Annotated in this window: 18 protein-coding genes; 6 read left to right on the forward strand and 12 right to left on the reverse strand. The window is 72.3% G+C overall.

Going from position 1 to position 16,803, the window contains the following annotated elements; translation table 11 throughout:
• Both M4J07_RS02835 and M4J07_RS02840 read left to right on the forward strand, forming a co-directional pair.
• The coding region (locus tag M4J07_RS02835; protein WP_255966760.1) for a peptidase C14 at positions 1-1,674 on the forward strand (1,674 nt) is incomplete at its 5' end.
• Positions 1,671-2,603, forward strand: a complete 933-nt coding sequence (locus M4J07_RS02840; RefSeq protein WP_255966762.1) for a GNAT family N-acetyltransferase — start codon at positions 1,671-1,673, stop codon at positions 2,601-2,603. The genes M4J07_RS02835 and M4J07_RS02840, both read left to right, overlap by 4 nt.
• A 64-nt stretch (positions 2,604-2,667) precedes the next feature.
• On the opposite strand, the gene M4J07_RS02845 is transcribed toward M4J07_RS02840, so the two are convergent.
• The 4 genes from M4J07_RS02845 to M4J07_RS02860 all read right to left on the reverse strand — a co-directional run bounded on the left by M4J07_RS02845 (position 2,668) and on the right by M4J07_RS02860 (position 5,653).
• On the reverse strand, positions 2,668-3,069 hold the full coding sequence (locus M4J07_RS02845; protein WP_255966764.1) for an ATP-binding protein: 402 nt from the start codon (positions 3,067-3,069) through the stop codon (positions 2,668-2,670).
• Between the two features lie 5 nt (positions 3,070-3,074).
• Positions 3,075-3,659 (reverse strand): VanZ family protein, encoded by a 585-nt coding sequence (locus tag M4J07_RS02850; protein WP_308284724.1) that lies wholly within the window; start codon positions 3,657-3,659, stop codon positions 3,075-3,077.
• Positions 3,660-3,697: 38 nt separating this feature from the next.
• Entirely contained in the window at positions 3,698-3,985 is a 288-nt protein-coding gene (locus M4J07_RS02855; protein WP_255966766.1) for a plasmid mobilization protein, read from the reverse strand.
• 90 nt (positions 3,986-4,075) lie between these two features.
• Complete coding sequence (locus tag M4J07_RS02860) at positions 4,076-5,653, reverse strand: FMN-binding glutamate synthase family protein (protein ID WP_255966768.1); 1,578 nt, start codon at positions 5,651-5,653, stop codon at positions 4,076-4,078.
• A gap of 117 nt (positions 5,654-5,770) precedes the next feature.
• Between M4J07_RS02860 and M4J07_RS02865 the strand changes: the two genes are divergently transcribed.
• Complete coding sequence (locus M4J07_RS02865; protein ID WP_255966770.1) at positions 5,771-6,466, forward strand: DUF2470 domain-containing protein; 696 nt, start codon at positions 5,771-5,773, stop codon at positions 6,464-6,466.
• Here the strand turns inward: M4J07_RS02865 and M4J07_RS02870 are convergent.
• Positions 6,447-7,544, reverse strand: coding sequence for an acyltransferase family protein (locus M4J07_RS02870; protein ID WP_255966772.1), 1,098 nt, complete (start codon positions 7,542-7,544; stop codon positions 6,447-6,449). The two genes, M4J07_RS02865 and M4J07_RS02870, sit on opposite strands and share 20 nt — an antisense overlap.
• 104 nt (positions 7,545-7,648) lie before the next feature.
• On the opposite strand from M4J07_RS02870, the gene M4J07_RS02875 reads away from it, so the two are divergent.
• Positions 7,649-8,233, forward strand: coding sequence for an isochorismatase family protein (locus M4J07_RS02875; protein WP_255966774.1), 585 nt, complete (start codon positions 7,649-7,651; stop codon positions 8,231-8,233).
• Here the strand turns inward: M4J07_RS02875 and M4J07_RS02880 are convergent.
• From M4J07_RS02880 to M4J07_RS02895, 4 genes are all read right to left on the reverse strand, one after another.
• Positions 8,218-9,006, reverse strand: a complete 789-nt coding sequence (locus tag M4J07_RS02880) for an SDR family NAD(P)-dependent oxidoreductase (protein WP_255966783.1) — start codon at positions 9,004-9,006, stop codon at positions 8,218-8,220. The genes M4J07_RS02875 and M4J07_RS02880 overlap by 16 nt on opposite strands.
• Positions 9,007-9,014: 8 nt before the next feature.
• Complete coding sequence (locus M4J07_RS02885) at positions 9,015-9,692, reverse strand: TetR/AcrR family transcriptional regulator (protein WP_255966785.1); 678 nt, start codon at positions 9,690-9,692, stop codon at positions 9,015-9,017.
• An 80-nt stretch (positions 9,693-9,772) separates the two neighbouring features.
• Positions 9,773-10,765 (reverse strand): PhlD, encoded by a 993-nt coding sequence (locus M4J07_RS02890; RefSeq protein ID WP_308284725.1) that lies wholly within the window; start codon positions 10,763-10,765, stop codon positions 9,773-9,775.
• A 101-nt stretch (positions 10,766-10,866) separates the two neighbouring features.
• A complete protein-coding gene (locus tag M4J07_RS02895) occupies positions 10,867-11,721 on the reverse strand; it encodes an MmyB family transcriptional regulator (protein WP_255966790.1) in 855 nt (284 codons plus the stop codon).
• A 452-nt stretch (positions 11,722-12,173) separates the two neighbouring features.
• Between M4J07_RS02895 and M4J07_RS02900 the strand changes: the two genes are divergently transcribed.
• The gene (locus M4J07_RS02900; protein WP_255966792.1) at positions 12,174-12,707 is read left to right on the forward strand and encodes a hypothetical protein; all 534 of its coding nucleotides are present in this window, start codon (positions 12,174-12,176) and stop codon (positions 12,705-12,707) included.
• Between the two features lie 13 nt (positions 12,708-12,720).
• Here M4J07_RS02900 and M4J07_RS02905 read toward each other — a convergent pair whose 3' ends face one another.
• A complete protein-coding gene (locus M4J07_RS02905) occupies positions 12,721-13,914 on the reverse strand; it encodes a DUF4032 domain-containing protein (protein ID WP_255966794.1) in 1,194 nt (397 codons plus the stop codon).
• Positions 13,915-13,992: 78 nt separating this feature from the next.
• On the opposite strand from M4J07_RS02905, the gene M4J07_RS02910 reads away from it, so the two are divergent.
• On the forward strand, positions 13,993-14,922 hold the full coding sequence (locus tag M4J07_RS02910) for a phosphotransferase family protein (RefSeq protein ID WP_255966796.1): 930 nt from the start codon (positions 13,993-13,995) through the stop codon (positions 14,920-14,922).
• On the opposite strand, the gene M4J07_RS02915 is transcribed toward M4J07_RS02910, so the two are convergent.
• Entirely contained in the window at positions 14,890-15,816 is a 927-nt protein-coding gene (locus M4J07_RS02915; RefSeq protein WP_255966798.1) for a Gfo/Idh/MocA family protein, read from the reverse strand. The two genes, M4J07_RS02910 and M4J07_RS02915, sit on opposite strands and share 33 nt — an antisense overlap.
• On the reverse strand, positions 15,813-16,712 hold the full coding sequence (locus tag M4J07_RS02920) for a DMT family transporter (protein WP_255966958.1): 900 nt from the start codon (positions 16,710-16,712) through the stop codon (positions 15,813-15,815). The genes M4J07_RS02915 and M4J07_RS02920 overlap by 4 nt, the downstream gene beginning before the upstream one ends.
• Positions 16,713-16,803: the final 91 nt, after the last annotated feature.

Below are 16,803 nucleotides of genomic sequence, written 5' to 3' on the forward strand. Positions count from 1 at the left end.
CGCAAACGCCATCTGTGGCACCGCTCGAACATCGAACTCGACTTCCACGGCCACCGCGTGCTCACCACCGGCATCGAGGCCAACACCCACGACAACCCCTTCGGCGCCGTCCTCGCCTTCCGCGGCACCCCCACCGACACGACCGTCCGCCACGCGCTGGCGTCCGAGGTCATCGAACTCACCGACACCTTCCCCGTCCCGGACGCGGACGCCTTCGCGGTCGGGCAGTGGTGGGCGGTGCAGGTCGACCCGGTGGCGGGTGGCGGCCGCGACGAGCGGGAGCTGCAGAAACTCGTCGAGATCACGGAGATCGTCGACGAGCGCCACGTCCGCGTCGGCTACCTCAACGGCTGGCCCCTCGCCGAGGGCCGCACCCTCACCTGGACCCGGATCGAGCCGGTCGAGCGGGCCCACGTGCGCAACCTCGTCTTCGAGGGCGCGGGCGACGACGAACTCACCGGCTCCCACCCCGTGTCCTACGAGTACGCGATCGACTGCGACGTCTCCGGCATCCACGCCACCGGCAGCTTCTGGCCCGTGATCATGCGGCGCTGGTGCACCCGGTTCCGCACCGAACAGTGCTCCCTGAAGAACCCGCCGACCGTCGAGTACGGCGGCGCCGGCTACCTCACCCAGCAGATCTACTGCCTCTACGGCCGCGTCGCCGACTGCACCACCAGCAACGTGCGCCACCTGAACGACCTGACGGCGTCCGCCTACTGCACCGTCGTCAACTGCCACGGCGATGGGGACGACGCGGGCGGCAACCCCTTCACCACCCACGGCCAGTACGAGCACGACCTCCTCTTCGACGGCAACTCCGGCCTGATGGACATCGCCAACTCCGGTGCCCAGTGGGGCATCTCGGCCAAGCGGATCACCGTACGGCGACACGTCTGCTCCTGGTTCACCGCCAACACGAAGATCACCGACCTGACCCTGGAGGACGTCACCGTCCTCGCCCGCCCCACCTTCGACCAGGCGGGCACCCTCACCGTCAATGCCGACGGGGCACAGCTGCGCGGCTGCACCGCGAAGACCTTCGCCGTCGCCCAGCGCTCCGCCCGCTCGGCCCGGCCGACCGTGATCAGCGACTGCGTCTTCACGCCGCCCGCGGGCGGCGTGCTGGTGCAGACGCCGGTGACCGCGCCCGTCCACTTCGAACGCTGCGTCATCAAGGGCGCCGACGGGCTCGTGCTGCGCGGAGCGGGCCCCGTCCACCTCACGGACTGCACCGTCGAGGGCGCCGCGGACGCCGCGCCGCTCTCCGTCGGCGCCGCCCGCCTCGTCGTCGACGGCGGCACCTTCACCGACACCGGCATCGAACTGACCGCCGTCCGCGACCAGAGCGTCGAGATCAGCGGCGCCCGCCTCACCGGCACCAACACGGCCAAGGCGCTGCTGGGCCGCGCCGCCGGTGACGGCGCCGTCACCTGGCAGCTGACGGGCCTGACCAGCACCACCGACGACCCCGGCACCGCCCACGTCCGGATCGCCACCGGCACGAACCACTACGCCGCCACCGGCAGCCGCTTCACCGGCGGCCGCCTCCACCTGGAAGCCGACGCCTGCGCCGACCTGCTGTACACGGCGTGCGTCGAGCGCGGCACCGACCGCACCGCGCTGCCCGCACCCGGCGACCACGTGCGCACCGACGGGAACCTCGTCCTGTGATCCGCACGGCCACCCCGTCCGACGAACCCGCCCTGCACGCCCTGTGGGCGCGCTGCTTCGGCGACGCCCCGCACCTTCCCGCTCTGTACGCGCTCGACGAGGGCCGCCACCACCGCACCTTCGTCGCGGCCCGGCACGACGGAACCCTCGACGCCGCCGTCGTGTACGTTCCGCGCACCGTGCGCGACGCCCACGGCGCCCCGCACCGCGTCGGCGGCATCGGCAGCGTCGCCACCCGGCCCGAGGCCCGGGGCAGGGGACTGGTCCGCGGACTGCTCGCGGCGGCCACGGCCACCATGCTCACGGAAGGCTGCGCCTGGTCCCTGCTGTTCACCGACACCCCCGGGGTGTACGGGAGTTCGGGGTGGCGGACCTTCGCACGGCCGTACGCCGAAGGACTCCTGGCGGACGTGCCGCCCGCGGCATCGGGCGTACGCGACGCGGGCCCCGCCGACCGTCCGGCGCTCGTCCGGCTCCAGGCCGAGCACAACGCCCGGCGGCCGCTCACCTCGGTCCGCACGGATCAGGACTGGCGGGTGCGCGTTCCGTCCTGGTACGGCCCCGGCCTGTGGTCACTCGTCGCCGACGGCCCGGACGGCGGACCGGTGGGCTGGCTCGTCGCACGCCGAGCGGGAGACCGCGTCGAGGTACTTGAGGCAGCCGTGGCACCCGGCGCCACCGACCGGCTCGGCGACCTGTACGCGGCGCTGGTCGTGCGCGCCCGGGCCGCCGGTGCCGTCCGCGCCCGTAGCCTCCTGCCGGTGACGGCCGACGCCGAACGGATGCTGCCCCGCCTGCTGCGCGCGGACACCGTGGTGCGGGGGAGCGACACCACCGGCATGTACCGGCCGCTGCTCGCGCCGGCCCGCTCCGTGGAGCGGACCCTGGCCGCGCCGGGCGCCGCGTACTGGTACGGCGACTCCTTCTGACCGGAGTTCTCACCGGAGTACTCGCGGGTCTGCTTCTGACCGGGCCGATGGCCGGGCGCCGGCCTCAGCAGTGCGCCAGCACCGCCCGGACCGTCTTGCCGCCCCGCGGATCCGGTTCCACGCTCCACCGGTTCGCCAGCGCGTGCACGAGGGCGATGCCGCGGCCCGACTCGGCCGACTCCGACGCCGGCTTGACGCGGGGCATGCCCGGACCGTCGTCGTGCACCTCCACCGTCAGCCCGCCCGCGTCCAGGCGCAGCGACATCCGGCAGTGGCTGTCCGCTACCCGGGTGGCGTTCGTGACGAGCTCCGACACCACGAGTTCCGCGTCCGCCGCCGCACCGTCCGTGCGCCCGGCCAGGAACGACCGGGTCAGGCGGCGGGCCCAACGGGCGGCCCCCGAGCCCTGCGGCATGAGGAACTCCACGCGTGCGGCACGCCGGACGGCGCCCCTGAACGCACGCATGACGATCACTTCCTCTCTTGTCCAGCTACGTGGGTCCTGCTTCGGTAAGAAGCCCCATTCCCACGGAACCTGATCCCCAAGCGGGATCGCTCCCGCGGGCCCGCCAGAGCGTGATATCGGTGCCCGATGCGCCGCCCCACCAGCACGTAGCCGATCAGGGCCCCTGTCGTGTTGAGGATGATGTCGTCCACGTCGAAGGCCCGGCCCTGCACCACTGCCCCTTGCGCCAGCTCCACCAGCACCATGAAGAGGACGGTCAGCAGCAGTACCTGGAGCAGCCGCATCCGGCGCCCCACCAGCACCGGAAGCAGCACTCCGAACGGCGCCCCGAGGAGGAGGTTTCCCCCGACCTGCTTGCACGCGGCCAGGAACGTGTACGACTCCGCGTACTGCCGAAGGCTCGCGCCCGGTCGCAGATTGGCCCCCGCGATCCGGTCGGACGCGGGTGAGGGCGTGAGGGTGAGACGGGCCAGCACGGCCGAGAACGCGACGAGGGCGAGGAATGCGACGAGCGCCACCAGCGCCCGTACGCAGCCTCGCCACCATCGGGCCGACCGCTCCTTCCTGCGTCGTGCTGTCACCGTAGTCATGGGGGTCGGATGCCCCGTGATGGCCCGATCAGGCGAAGTCAGCCGCCTTCGGCGGGGTGTGCCAGCGTGTCGAGGAACCGCTCGAGGGCCGGGGACGACGCGCCGTCACCGCAGCGGGCCCGCTCCACGTGCGGTATCGACAGCTTCCCCAGATGCAGGGCCTGGGCCTCGATGGCCTCGGTCAGATGCAGCCGCTCGAGGGCCCGTTCGGCAGCCGAGCGGCGAACGTACTCGACCACTGTCACACCCAGATGGTCCGCGTGCCGGCGAACCGCGTCGTACTCGTCGGGCGTGAAGAGCTCCCGCAGGAGCGCAGTACCGTCCATGGGCGGCATGATGCCGCGCCGGATCGTGCCGCGTGGGCGGATGGCATATTCACCCCCCGTTCGCGTGGAGTTGGGGTGCGCGGGTGGCGCTCAGAAGCGATCGGGATGCGCCGCCGCCCAGTCCGCGGCCCAGCGCTCGGCGGGCTCCGCGGTCAGCTCGCCCGGCTCCAGCCAGTCGTAGAGCCGTGCGTAGGAGAGGAGTTCGTGCGGCGCCGTGCGCCGCATCAGCTGGTGGGGGCGGAGCTCGCGCGGGTCGCTCACCCCCATGGCCGCCATGATCTGCGCGGCGCTGCGCACCGTCGCCGCCTGGTAGTGGCGGACGCGCGCGGCCTTGTCCTCGACGTTCAGCGCCCGGACGCGGCGCGGGTCCTGGGTGGTCACGCCCACCGGACACATGTTGGTGTGGCAGCGCTGCGCCTGGATGCAGCCGACCGCGAACATCATGGCGCGCGCGGCGTTCGTGAAGTCCGCGCCCTGCACCATGCGTTTGACGACGTCCGTGCCCGTGGCGACCTTGCCGCTCGCGCCGATCCTGATCCGGTCGCGCAAACCGCTGCCGACGAGCGCGTTGTGCACCGTGATCAGGCCCTCGGTCAGCGGGGTGCCGAGATGGTCGGCGAACTCCAGCGGCGCCGCGCCGGTGCCGCCCTCCGACCCGTCCACGATCACGAAGTCCGGTGTCACGTCTTCCGCGAGCATCGCCTTGCAGACCGCGAGGAACTGCGTGCGCGACCCCACGCACAGCTTGAAACCCACCGGCTTGCCGCCCGACAGCTCCCGCAACTCGGCCAGGAACGAGACGAGTTGACGTGGTGTGCCGAACTCCCGGTGGTACGGCGGCGACACCACCGTCTTGCCCTCGGGTACATCTCGCACGCGCGCGATCTCCGCGTTCACCTTGCTGCCCGGCAGCACCCCGCCGATGCCCGGCTTGGCGCCCTGCGACAGTTTCAGGGACACGCACTTGACCTGGTCGTGGGCGGCCTTGTCGGTGAACTCGGCGCGGTCGAAGCGGCCGTCGCCGGTCCGGCAGCCGAAGTAGCCCGTGCCGATCTCCCACACCAGGTCGCCGCCGTACGCCAGGTGGTGGTCGGAGAGTCCGCCCTCGCCGGTGTCGTGCGCGAAACCGCCCAGCGCGGCGCCCTTGTTGAGGGCCCGGATCGCGTTCGACGACAGGGCGCCGAAGCTCATCGCGGAGACGTTCAGCAGCGCCATGTCGTACGGCCGCGCGCAGTCGGGGCCGCCGATCCGCACGGCCGGTGGCCCTTCCGGCGTGTCCACGGGCCGCATCGACGGCACCAGGAACTCGTGCCCCACCTCGTACACGTCCTGCTCGGTGCCGAACGGCTCCTCGGCCTCCTGGTCCTTGGCCCGCTCGTACACGATGCTGCGCACGTCGCGGTCGTAGGGCCGCCCGTCGTAGTTGCGCTCCACGAAGTACTGCTGGACCTCGGGCCGCAGCGACTCCATCAGGAACCGCAGGTGGCCGACCACCGGATAGTTGCGCAGCACCGAGTGGCGCGACTGGACGAGGTCCCACCCGCCGAGGGCGGCGAGGGCGAGCAGTGGGCCCGCGGCGCACCACCACCAGACGGACGACAGCAGCGACAGGACCAGCGCCCCGGCGGCACCGGCGACGACGAGGAGCAGGACGAGGAATCGGCGCACGGGCCGAGTCAACCGCACCCGGCCGCGGGCGGCCCGGTGGCGACACCGGGCGATGGGGTGGACCCCCACCGGCGATCTCCGATAAGTTAGGCAAGGCTTACCTAATGGAGGTTCGGGATGGGTGTCCGACAGATCGCTACCGCCGTGCCCACCACGGCGGCCCGCGCACGCTCCGTGCTCGCCGCCGCGTGGACGTGCGGCGTCACCACCGATGTGGGGCAGGACGACCTGGTCGGCGCGCACCGCGTCACCGAGGACGGTGTCGTGCGGATCGCGCCGCCGCCGGACAGCGTGCTCGCCGCAGCGGTGCTCTGCTCACCGCACGGCCGGCCCACCGCACTCCTGGAGTTCGCCGACGCCGCGCCCGTGCCCGTACGCGACCGGGTGCGCGCCCGGCTGTGGCTGTCCGGCGAACTCGTCCCCGACGGCGAGGAGATGGTGCTGCGCCCCGAACGCGCCGTCCTGCAGACCCGCACCGAACGCCTCGGCATCGACCTCGGCGAACTGGCCGCAGCGGCGCCCGACCCGCTGGCCCTCGCCGAACCCCGGCTGCTCACCCATCTGGCCGACGCGCACCCCGAGGCCGTCGAACAGCTCACCCGGCTCCTCACCCCCGAGAGCCTGCACGGCGTCGTCCGCGTGGAGCCCCTCGCCGTCGACCGGCACGGACTGACGCTGCGGCTCGAACGGGCCCGCGGACAGGCCGACGTCCGCATCCCGTTCCACAGCCCCGCCGACGACCTCGGCTCCCTCACCGAGCGCATGCACTGCCTGCTCGCGTCGGCCCAGTCCGTCAGCCGCCGCCGGAGGTGACCTTCTCGCGCTCTTCGGCGGACCGCTCGGGCCGCGACTTCTGCTCCGGACGACGGAACGCCCAGTCCATGGGCGGTTCGACGACGTAGCGGAACACGCGTCGCACCGGCTGCGTGCAGAGCAGCGTGATCCCGGTGACCGCCGTCGCCGTGATGGCCAGCTCGCCCATCGGGGTGTGCAGCCACGGGTGGTCGTACCACGCCCCGAACCGGGAGGCCTTGATGACGAATCCGTGCAGCAGGTACGCGTAGATGGTCCCGGTGCCGAGCGCCGTGAACCACAGCCTGCGCCCCGGCACCCACGCCAGGAAGCAGGCGGTGAGGACCAGCGCGAGGACGAACAGGGCGGGTGTCGCCCACAGTCCCGCCCACGCCGGCACGCCCCGGCCCACCACGCTGCCGCGGTGGTAGAACCAGCCCGCGTCGAACCACGGCGCCACCCAGTACGCGGCCACCACCGCGGCAAGACCGACCGGCAGCAGCGACAGCCGGGTCCGCCAGGTGCGCAGCCGCGAGAAGTGCTCAGGTCGCAGCACCAGGCCCACGACGAAGAACGGCAGGAACTGCAGGACCCGCTGGAGCGCCAGGTCACCGCCCGCGCCCGGCCACATCGACACGGCCGTGCCGATCGCGAGCGCCACCAGGACGGGATGACGCAACTGCAGCCAGAGCGGCGTCGACAGCCGCCAGATGAACAGCGCGGCCAGGAACCACATCAGGTACCACGGGTCCAGCAGACTGATCGGGTACTCCGGATCGTCCTGCCGCCACCGGTAGAACAGCGTGTACGCCACCTCGAAGACGACGTACGGCACCACGACGCCCGACACCAGCCGCTTCAGGCGTCCGGGAGCCATGTCGAAACTCCGCGAGAAGTACCCCGACACCAGCGCGAACGCGGGCATGTGGAAGGCGTACACGGTGAGGTACACCGCCGTCACCGCCCGGCTTCCGTACGTCAGCGGCTCCCACGCGTGCCCGCACGCGACCAGCACGATCGTCAGGTACTTCACGTTGTCGAAGTACGCCTCGCGCGCCTTGCCCCCACCGGTTCCCGCTCGTTTCCCCTGTGGTCCCATCGCGTCGCCGCGCCCCTCCTCGTCGGAACCTCAGGCCCCCGCCTGCCCCACCCCGACCGTTCCATGACTGCGGGCCGTGACACAAGCGCCGTAAGGTGACGGTCGTGACACCGGTGGAAGCGCTTGTCGTCGTGGATCTGCAAACGGCCTTCGTCTCGGGCGGGGAGGCGGTGCCCGACCACGAGCGGGTGGTGGACCGGGCCCGGCTGCTGCTGGCCCGCGCCCGCGCGGCCGGCGCCGCCGTCGTCCAGCTGCAGAACGACGGGCCCGCGGGCGCGGCCGACGAACCGGGTACCCCCGGCTGGGAGTTGTATCTCCCGCCGGACGTGGCGGGCGGCGAGCACGTCGTGCGCAAGACCGACGACAACGGCTTCGAGGACACCGACCTGGAGGACCTGCTGCGCGGGAGCGGCGTGCGCTCCCTCGCCGTGTGCGGCGTGCTGTCGGAGATGTGTGTGATGGCCACGGCGCGCGGCGCCCTGGAGCGCGGCTTCCGGGTCGTCCTGCCGCACGACGCGCACGCCACGTACGACGTCCCGGCCGCGCCCGGCATCAGCGACGTGGTGCCCGCGGCGCAGGCGTCCCGGGTCGCGGAATGGGCCCTCGGCGACGAGGTCGAGATCGTCGCGAGGGCCCATGAGGTGCGCTTCGCCGCTCCGGCGGCGGGAGTTGGTCAGACGGCGGTGTAGGCGCCGTCCACCAGGTGGTAGCTGCCGGCGATGAACGAGGCGCGGTCCGAGAGCAGGAACACGATCAGCTCGGCGACCTCCTCGGCGCGGCCCAGCCGGCCCGCCGGGTGCAGCGCGACGAGCCCGTCGTGGGCCGCCTTGTCCATCTCCTTGAGGAGCGGGGTCTCGATGAAGCCCGGGCCGACGGCGTTGACGCGCACGCCCTTGGCCGCGTACTCGGCGGCCGCCGTCTTCGTCAGACCGACGACACCGTGCTTGGCGGCGACGTACGCGGGGGAGCCCGCGAAGCCGACCGAGCCGAGGATCGACGCGACGTTCACGATCGCGCCGCCCTTGCCCGCGGCCTCGATGACGGGAAGTTCGTAGCGCATGGAGAAGAAGACGCCGTCCAGGTTCGTCCGCACGACGCGGTGGTAGACGTCGAGGTCGTACTCGCCCGTGGGGGCGCTCGCGCCGCCGATGCCCGCGTTGTTCACGGCCAGGTCGAGTCCGCCGAACGTGTCCACGGCGAACTGCACGGCGGCCTCCACGGAGGCGGGCTGCGTCACGTCGAGGACGACGGCGGCGGCCTTGACGCCCTCCGCCTTCAGCGTCTCTGCGGCTTCCTCGGCGCCCTGGAGGTTGTAGTCGGCTATGACGACGTTCGCTCCGCCCTGGCCCAGGCGGCGGGCGGTGGCCAGGCCGATGCCGGAGGCGGCGCCGGTGACGAGGGCGGTCTTCCCCGCGAACTCGGTGGCGTAGTCGGTGACGGGGGAGGAGACGGTGGTGCTCATGGTGCGTGTCACTCTCTGGTTGCGTTGTCGGAGGTCGCCGCCGAACGGGCGGCCTCCCCGATGAGGGCGTCGTAGGCCCGCGCCACCAGATCGGCGAGGTCTTCGGCGTCCGAGCCGGCGCCGCGCGCCCAGGTGCGCAGCGCGGCGGTCAGCACTCCGGCCGCGGCCCCGACGACGACCTCGGGACGCAGGTCCCTGGCCGGGTCGGTGCCGAGCCGGTCGGCGATGATGCGTACGGACTCGTCCTGGGCGTCGACCCGGATGCGCTCGTACGCGGCGAACAGGGCGGGCTCGCTGTCCACGGCGGCGTACAGCTTCCGCTGCTCGGGCCGGTGGTGCCAGCTGGGGCTGTCGCGGTCGGCGAGCCAGTCGGCGACGGCCTCCCGGTAGGCGACGAGTGGGGGTTCGTCGACCGGGCGGGCCCTCAGTGCCGCGTTGATCCTGGCGCCGTCGGCGCGGGTGAAGTCGAGCGCCGCGTCCTCCTTGCCGGCGAAGTGCCGGCTGAAGGTGCGGCGGGTGACGTCCGCGCGCTCCGCGATCGCCTCCACGGTCACGTCCGCGAGCCCCCGCTCGAGGACGAGCCCGACAGCGGCCTCGGCCAGCGCTTCTCTCGTCCGCCGCGCCTTGACCTGCCGACGGTCCTCGGGGGGCCGGGGCGCGGTGGGGGAGGGATCGTTCGCCTTCATGCCTCCGAGAGTACACCTTTTATGTCCCGATGGGACATGAGTCTCGGTGGGACATTTTGTGGAGGGTGGGGTGGGGTGGGTCAGGCGTGCCAGTGGCAGTCGAGGGCCGCGCTGAAGAAGCCGGGGCCATAGGCGACGGTGAGACCGCGGGCCCCCGGCCGAGGCGGTGCCGTATGAGTGCGCTCCAGGACGCGCAGGACGCTCACGCCTCCGAGATTGCCCTCGTCGATCAGGGATTCCGTCGAGTGCCGGGTGAGGTCCGGCGAGAGACCGAATGCCTCGGCGGTGTCGTGGATGATGCTGAGGCTGCCCGGGTGGATCACCGCGAAGTCGAGCGAGTCCGCATCGAGCCACTCCTTGACCACGGCGAGCGTCTCGGCTGCTGTCGTCGGAGCGGCTTTGGTGGACTCGAAGTGCATACCGTGGCTGTCGAGCCTGCCCCTGTAGCGATCGAAACTGTCAGGAAGCGTGTATTCGAGGGTCTCGTCGATGGCGAGCCCGGGGCCGAACGGTTCGTCCGCCACCACCGCGGCTGCTCCCGCATCCGCGAAAAGTGCCTTGTAGATCATCGACTCGATCGAGGACTTCGCGTGGTTGTACGAGGTGGAGAGGGCCTCCGCCGCAACGACGAGAACCTTGCTGCCGGGGCGTGCAGTGACGAGATCCGAGGCGCGGATCAGTGCTTGGGCGCCGCCTCCGCATGCGGCGGTGGTCATCGCGATGCGCCGTGTGGTGGGGCGCAGCCCCAGTCGGTGGATGAGCTGGATGTCCAGGTTGGGAACGGCCCAGCCGGTTGCGTGCGTGGTGACGATGGCATCGATGTCGCTCGGGCGCAGGCGCGCGGATTCCAGGGCGCTGACCGCTGCGCGTTCGGCCAGGTCCAGGGCGTCGTGGAAGGCGGCCTGGGTGCGCTCGTGCACACCGGCACCGCCGGAGACGAAGTCCGAGTCGAGCGGACGGCTGAAGTACCGCGTGCGCACACCGCAGTTGTTCACGACGCGCAGGATGGCCGTGAGGCGGGGATGGTCCGGATGATGGCGGCGTATGTCATCCGATATCTCCTCGGTGGTCACCTTGTGGGCGCCGAGGACGGTCCGGGGAGGTGAGACGTACGCGGGCATGGGCAACTCCCACTTGATGCGAGTAGGGCGTGGGGGGCGTTGCTCAACGTACTTCACGAGGTGGCCGTGTGACCCCAGAGGTTGTTCCGGTTTGCACGAAGCATGGGACGAGAGGGGCCCGGCCGGTCCGCGCCGGGCCGGAACAGGATGATGAACATGCGCGACCCTGGCGCCGTCATGGGCTGGGCGGCACAGATCGACGCCCAGCCCGGACCCTTCAGCGCGTGCCGCAGGGGGCGCTCGTGGCCATCGGGATGGACGACTGCGCCGCCTTCGTCGTAGGCGGCGGCGATTTCGGGGATCGTGAGCATCTCCCGCTCGATCCCGCCCAGGATCTCGTCGTCGGGGCGCGCGGTGATGGCAGCGCGCAGTTGCGGGATGATCCAGGGCACCCAGGCAGTCGACCAGTCCATCAGTGTGTGGCGGGCGGAGCGGTCGAGAAGCATCCAGCGCATCGTGTTGGAGGGGACGTGACTGTCGGGGAAGAGTTCCGCGAATGCCGTGTTGTAGGTGAGCAGGTCCCACGACGCGTCCGTCACGTACGCGATGTGCTCAATGCCGTCCACGGCCTCTTGCCAGATGCCCGGGATCTCCTTCCCGGAGGAGGCGAGCAAGGGGCCTGGCGGGTCCTGATGGAGCGCGAACCGGCAGAGGGACGTCCATTCCTGTTCGTTGAGGTCGAACAGCAGGGCGATGTCGCGCAGCAAAGACGTGGGCGGATTGGGATAGTTCCCCGACTCCAGCCGGTGATACGTCCCCAGCGTCCGGTGCAGCAGCTGGTCGACCTGGTGCTGCGAGAGTCCGGGGGCCCGGCGGCCCTGGCCCGTGGGGCGGGTGAAGCCGTGGGACTCGGGGGCTATGAGGGCGCGACGTTCACGGAGCAGGGCGCGGAGCGCCTTCTTGTTCATGGTGGGTAATCCCTCTTCGTACACGCCGAGTTGAGCGTGAGCAGTCTAATTACTCCCATCGCCTTTGGTAATAAACATTGCCCGAAGAAAACGATCAGACGGTCCGTCATGATGGGACCTGCGGGGTTGCCCACCTGCCGGTTTCATCGTCTGTGCGCCTGTAGGCACAGCGATGTGGCACCTGTGCCGGGCCGCTCGAAAATGGCCGAAATTTCCCGGCGTCGGGTAACCCACGAGCCCCTGGGGCTGTTCGAGGAAGAGAGAGCGGGACCGGGCCACGAATTTGCTCGATGTGGCCGGAAAATGCGTTGCACGACGCACGTCCCGCACTCGGCCCCGGCCGGTACCCGGAGGTCACTGGCTGCGGTCGGTGCCGTCACTCGCCATTACGTAGCGGCCACGGCACCGGCCGCGCCCGGTCCCGTGCCGTCGGCGCGGCGTACTCTCGCCCCATGACCCCACGAAGATCCGCCGCCTGCGCGGGAGTTGTGCTCGCGGCCGTCGTGCTGCTGGCCGGATGCGGCACGGAGCGGGCGGGGCGGACGCCGCGCGCCGCGGCCCCGTCGTCACCCGAAGCGGTGCCCTGTGCGGAGCTGTCCGTCCGGCCGAGCGAACGCCCTTCCCAGCCCGCCGACGCCGGCGACGGCAACCCCAAGTACGCCGAGAACCACGCCTTCCAGGTCCCGACCCGGCTCACGGGCCAGGCGGTGTGCGACGCCGCCGAGGCCGAGCAGCGGGTCCGGAAGGCGCTGTCCCCGTACGCCCGGGACCGCGGGGTCACCGACGGACAGGTCCGGACCGCCCTGCGCAAGCTCGGCTACCGGGCGGACCAGGTGACCGTGACCGGGGCCGCCGGGTACGTCACGTACCTCGTCGACCTCAGCCCCGTCTGCGTCGAGGGGAGCGTGAGCGGCACCGTCGACGTGGAGACGCACGGCGTGTACGCGGAGGGCACCGGGTGCGTGAAGCCGCAGGGCGGGCACTGACCGCCCGCCCGCCTCAGTCGTCCGCCTTGCACGCCCGCCGCACGTAGTCCTCCGCCGCCGCGTCGAGCCCGATGTCGTGCTGCGCCCGCTCCGACAGGTACCAGCGGTGCTCCAGGAGTTCGTGGTACAGCTCGGCCGCGTCCATGGGAGCGGGCAGCCGGTCGCGCACGGCCCGGACCGTCGGCCGGAACACGTCGCGGACCCAGCGGTGCGCGAGGACCTCCGGGCGGGCGTCCGGCGCGTCGTCCTGGGTCGCCATCCAGCTCTCCAGGTCGTTCAGCAGCCGCCGCGCCTGGTTCTCCTCCGCGTCCACACCGGTCAGGCGCAGCAGTTGGCGCTGGTGGTGGCCCGCGTCGACGACCTTCGGCACGAACGTCACCTCGTCGCCGCGCGGCGACCGCGAGATCTGCATCTCGGCCACGTCGAACCCGAGGTCGTTCAGCCGCCGGATGCGCCGCTCCATGTAGTGGTGCTTGCCCGCCGGGTACACGGACGTGCGGGTCAGCTCGCTCCACAGGTTCGCGTAGCGCTGCCCGACCTCCGTACCGAACTCGATCGGGTCGATGGACGGGTGCAGCGCGCCCGCCGCCTCCAGGTCGAGCATCTCGCCGCTGATGTTCACGCGGGCCAGGTCGATGTCGTACTCCCGCTGCCCGTCGCTGAGCTTCGGGTGCAGCTCGCCGGTCTCCGCGTCCACGAGGTACGCGGCGTACGCGCCCGCGTCCCGGCGGAACAGCGTGTTCGACAGCGAGCAGTCGCCCCAGGCGAAACCGGTGAGGTGGAGCCGGACGAGGAGCACCGCGAGGGCATCCATCAGACGGTGGACCGTGGACGGGCGCATCGTCGTCTCGAACATGGAGCGGTAGGGCTGCGAGCCGCCCAGGTGCCGGGTGATCAGGACCGGTTCGAGCGGGCTGCCGTCCGGCTGTTCGCGGCCCGTGACGACGGCCAGCGGATCCACCGCCGGGATGCCCAGCCGGTCCAGGGTGCGCAGCATCTCGTACTCGCGCAGCGCCGGACGCTGCGCGAGTTCCTTCACCGCGACGACGTCGTCGCCGGCGCGCGCGTAGCGCACCACGTGCCGGGAGATGCCGCGCGGCAGCGGCACGAGGTACTCCTCGGGCCACTCCTCCAGGGGTATGTGCCAGGGCAGGGCGAGCAGGAGCACCGGGTGCTCCGGGTTGGTGGCGCTGATCTCGAGCGGCATGGTCATCAGCGTAGAGGGCGCGGGCGCGAGCCCGGAATCCGATGGAGCGGGGGTGCGGCCGCGTCTGGAGTGCCGATCGTGCTGCCCCGCGTGGAGACCGACGAGGAGTTCGGCCGGCTGGTCGTCGACGAGGCCCTGCTGCGGCCCGGCGTCCTCGATCTGTGCCGGCGACTCGGCCTGCCCGCCGCCGGCCCGGTGCGGTTCGCCGAGGGCAGCCTGCCGGTGTACGCGATCGGCGGAGCGCACGTCCTGAAGCTGTTCCCCGCCACGGCGGCCGGGGAAGCGGCGCGCGAGGCCCGCGTCCTCGAACACCTCGCGGGCCGGCTGCCCGTGCCCACCCCGGAGGTGCACGCCGCGGGAGCGTACGAGAACGGCTGGCAGTACGTCCTCATGTCCCGGCTCCCCGGGGCCGACCTCGCCGTCGCCTGGCCGGACATCGGCCGGAGCGGACAGGACCGGCTCGTGGACGCGGCGGGGGAGGCCCTCGCCGCGCTGCACGCGCTCGACCCGGCGCCCCTCGCGGACGACGTCGGCCCCCGGGACTGGGCGGAGTTCGTCGCCGGACAGCGGGCCGGCGCCGTCCGGCGGCAGCGCGAGCGCGGACTGGCGTCGGAGTGGAGCGACCGGATCGACGCCTTCCTCGCCGCCGCACCGTCCGGCCGATCCGAACGGGCGCTGCTGCACACGGAGTTCATGCGCCGGCACCTGCTCGTCGACGGCGCGGCGGACGCCCCGCGGCTGAGCGGCCTGCTCGACTTCGAACCCGCCATGATCGGCGACCCGGACTACGACTTCGTGGGCGTCGGGCTCTTCGTGACCCGCGCGGATCCCCGCCTCATGACGCGGTTCACCACGGCGTACGGCCGCACCGTCGACCCGCGGACCGCGATGGCGTACACGCTCCTGCACGTGTACAGCAACCTCCCCTGGTACCTGCGGGAGTTGCCGCCGCCGTCCGGGGCCGGCGACTTCGCGTCACTCGCCGAGGCGTGGTTCGGCACCGGCTGACGCCAGGGACGCCTCGGCCGCCGCGAGGATCTCCGTGAGCCGCAGCCCGAACCGCACGTCGCAGGGATGCGCGGCCTTGGTCCGCGCCGACTCCAGGAGCGAGTCCACGGCCACGGCCAGGGACTCCTGGGCCGTGCCGCCCATCGGCATCGTCACCACCCCGGCCGCGCCCCGCAGTTCGACGGCGACGCCGCCCGCGGCCGGGGGCGTGGTCAGGCTCAGTGTCGCCGTGCTCGACGCGCCCGTCGTGTGCCGCAGCAGCAGGTGCACGGTGTCGCCGGGGCCGGGACGCGCCGTCACCCCGGTCACGTCGCCCAGCAGCGGCAGCAGCACCGACAGGGCGTGCGGTCCGACGTCCCACAGGGCGCCGCGCTCCGCCCGCCACGGCGTCGTCGCGCGCACGGCGGCGTCGTCGCCGGGCACGTACAGCGCGCCGTACCAGTCGGCGCGTCCGGTGAACCAGCCGTCGACCGCGGCCTGTTCGGCGATCCACGTCGCGCTGACCGGGGAGTGGCGCAGGGTGCAGAACACGATCGAGGCGACCCCGGCGGCCCCGGCCGCGTCGACGACCGCGCGGCCCGCCGCCGGGTCCGTGGCGAGGGGCTTGTCGAGCAGCAGGTGGCAGCCTGCGGCGGCGGCCCGCGCCGCGAGGGGCGCCTGCACGTCCGGGGGCACCGCGAACGCCACCGCGTCGCACGCCGCGAACAGCGCGTCCACGTCGTCGTAGGCCGTGGTGGCGTGTGCCGCGGCCAGCTCCGCCGCGGCCTCCGGGCGGCGGCCCCAGACGCCGACGAGGTCGACGTCCTCGTGAGTCTGCAGGGCCGGCCCGTAGGTCCGTCCGGCCCAGGGGCCGGTGCCGACAAGTCCGAAGCGCAGGGCGTCCGTTGAAGTCATGGACGGCAGTATCGCCCGGACGCGGCAGGGATCAGTGGACTCGGTGCGACCTTGGTGCGTCGGGTCAGTGCCACCCCGGCGAGGACCACCGCCATGCCCGCCACCACCCGCACGGACAGCTCCTCGCCGAGGACCAGGGCGCCGAGGGCCACCGAGACGACCGGCAGCAGATAGCCCACGGTCGCCGCGCTCGTCGGCCCCTCGTCCTCGATGAGGCGGTAGTTCAGATAGAAGGTGACGCCGGTGCCGAGCACGCCCAGAACGACCAGCGCCGCCACCCCCGTCAGGTCCACGCTGCCGGACCCCGCGCCGCCCGCCACGGGCAGCGCCAGCCCGCTCAGTCCGGTCGCCGTGAGCAGCTGGGCCGCCGAGACCGCGATCGGCCCCTGCCCGTGCCCGGCAAGCTTGCGGCCCATGTACGCGAACGCCACCGCGTAACTCACCGACGCCGCGAGGAGCGCCAGGGCGCCCCAGCTCGCGAGCCCCGCCCGCTGCCACGGCGCGAAGATCAGCGCCGTACCGGCGAAGCCCAGCGCGAGACCCGTCAGCCGCACCGGCCGCAGGCCCCGCTCCGTCCCCAGGGCGAGCCCGATCAGCACCGACCACAGGGGCGTCGTCGCGTTGAGGACCCCGGCCACCCCCGAGTCGACGGTCTGCTCGCCGATGCTGAACAGGGCGAACGGCAGCGCGTTGCAGAACAGTGCCGCGACCACGAGACGTCCCCACATCCGCCGCCCGCGCGGCAGCCGCTGGCGGGCCGGCACGGCCAGGACGAGGAGCGTCGCCGCGCCGAGCGCACAGCGCACCACCGTCACCTGCACCGGCGAGAAGCCGTGCTGCAACGCCACCTTGATCCACAGGAAGGCCGACCCCCACAGCAGGGCCAGCACCCCCATCCGCACACCGACGCCCACCTGGTGCCTCCCGGCCGATCCCTGGACTCTCCGTCTCGCCGTCCACGCTGCCGCCCACAACACGACAGCACAA

It is taken from the genome of Streptomyces longispororuber, from assembly GCF_024448165.1.
Lineage (GTDB): Bacteria > Actinomycetota > Actinomycetes > Streptomycetales > Streptomycetaceae > Streptomyces > Streptomyces longispororuber_A.

Bases quoted from the DNA above. Each gene is read 5' to 3' on its own strand.
- M4J07_RS02845 (WP_255966764.1), bottom strand. From the start codon at position 3,069: ATGCGTGCGTTCAGGGGCGCCGTCCGGCGTGCCGCACGCGTGGAGTTC.
- M4J07_RS02850 (WP_308284724.1), bottom strand. From the start codon at position 3,659: ATGACTACGGTGACAGCACGACGCAGGAAGGAGCGGTCGGCCCGATGG.
- M4J07_RS02855 (WP_255966766.1), bottom strand. From the start codon at position 3,985: ATGGACGGTACTGCGCTCCTGCGGGAGCTCTTCACGCCCGACGAGTAC.
- M4J07_RS02865 (WP_255966770.1), top strand. From the start codon at position 5,771: ATGGGTGTCCGACAGATCGCTACCGCCGTGCCCACCACGGCGGCCCGC.
- M4J07_RS02870 (WP_255966772.1), bottom strand. From the start codon at position 7,544: ATGGGACCACAGGGGAAACGAGCGGGAACCGGTGGGGGCAAGGCGCGC.
- M4J07_RS02880 (WP_255966783.1), bottom strand. From the start codon at position 9,006: ATGAGCACCACCGTCTCCTCCCCCGTCACCGACTACGCCACCGAGTTC.
- M4J07_RS02885 (WP_255966785.1), bottom strand. From the start codon at position 9,692: ATGAAGGCGAACGATCCCTCCCCCACCGCGCCCCGGCCCCCCGAGGAC.
- M4J07_RS02895 (WP_255966790.1), bottom strand. From the start codon at position 11,721: ATGAACAAGAAGGCGCTCCGCGCCCTGCTCCGTGAACGTCGCGCCCTC.
- M4J07_RS02900 (WP_255966792.1), top strand. From the start codon at position 12,174: ATGACCCCACGAAGATCCGCCGCCTGCGCGGGAGTTGTGCTCGCGGCC.
- M4J07_RS02905 (WP_255966794.1), bottom strand. From the start codon at position 13,914: ATGCCGCTCGAGATCAGCGCCACCAACCCGGAGCACCCGGTGCTCCTG.
- M4J07_RS02915 (WP_255966798.1), bottom strand. From the start codon at position 15,816: ATGACTTCAACGGACGCCCTGCGCTTCGGACTTGTCGGCACCGGCCCC.
- M4J07_RS02920 (WP_255966958.1), bottom strand. From the start codon at position 16,712: ATGGGGGTGCTGGCCCTGCTGTGGGGGTCGGCCTTCCTGTGGATCAAG.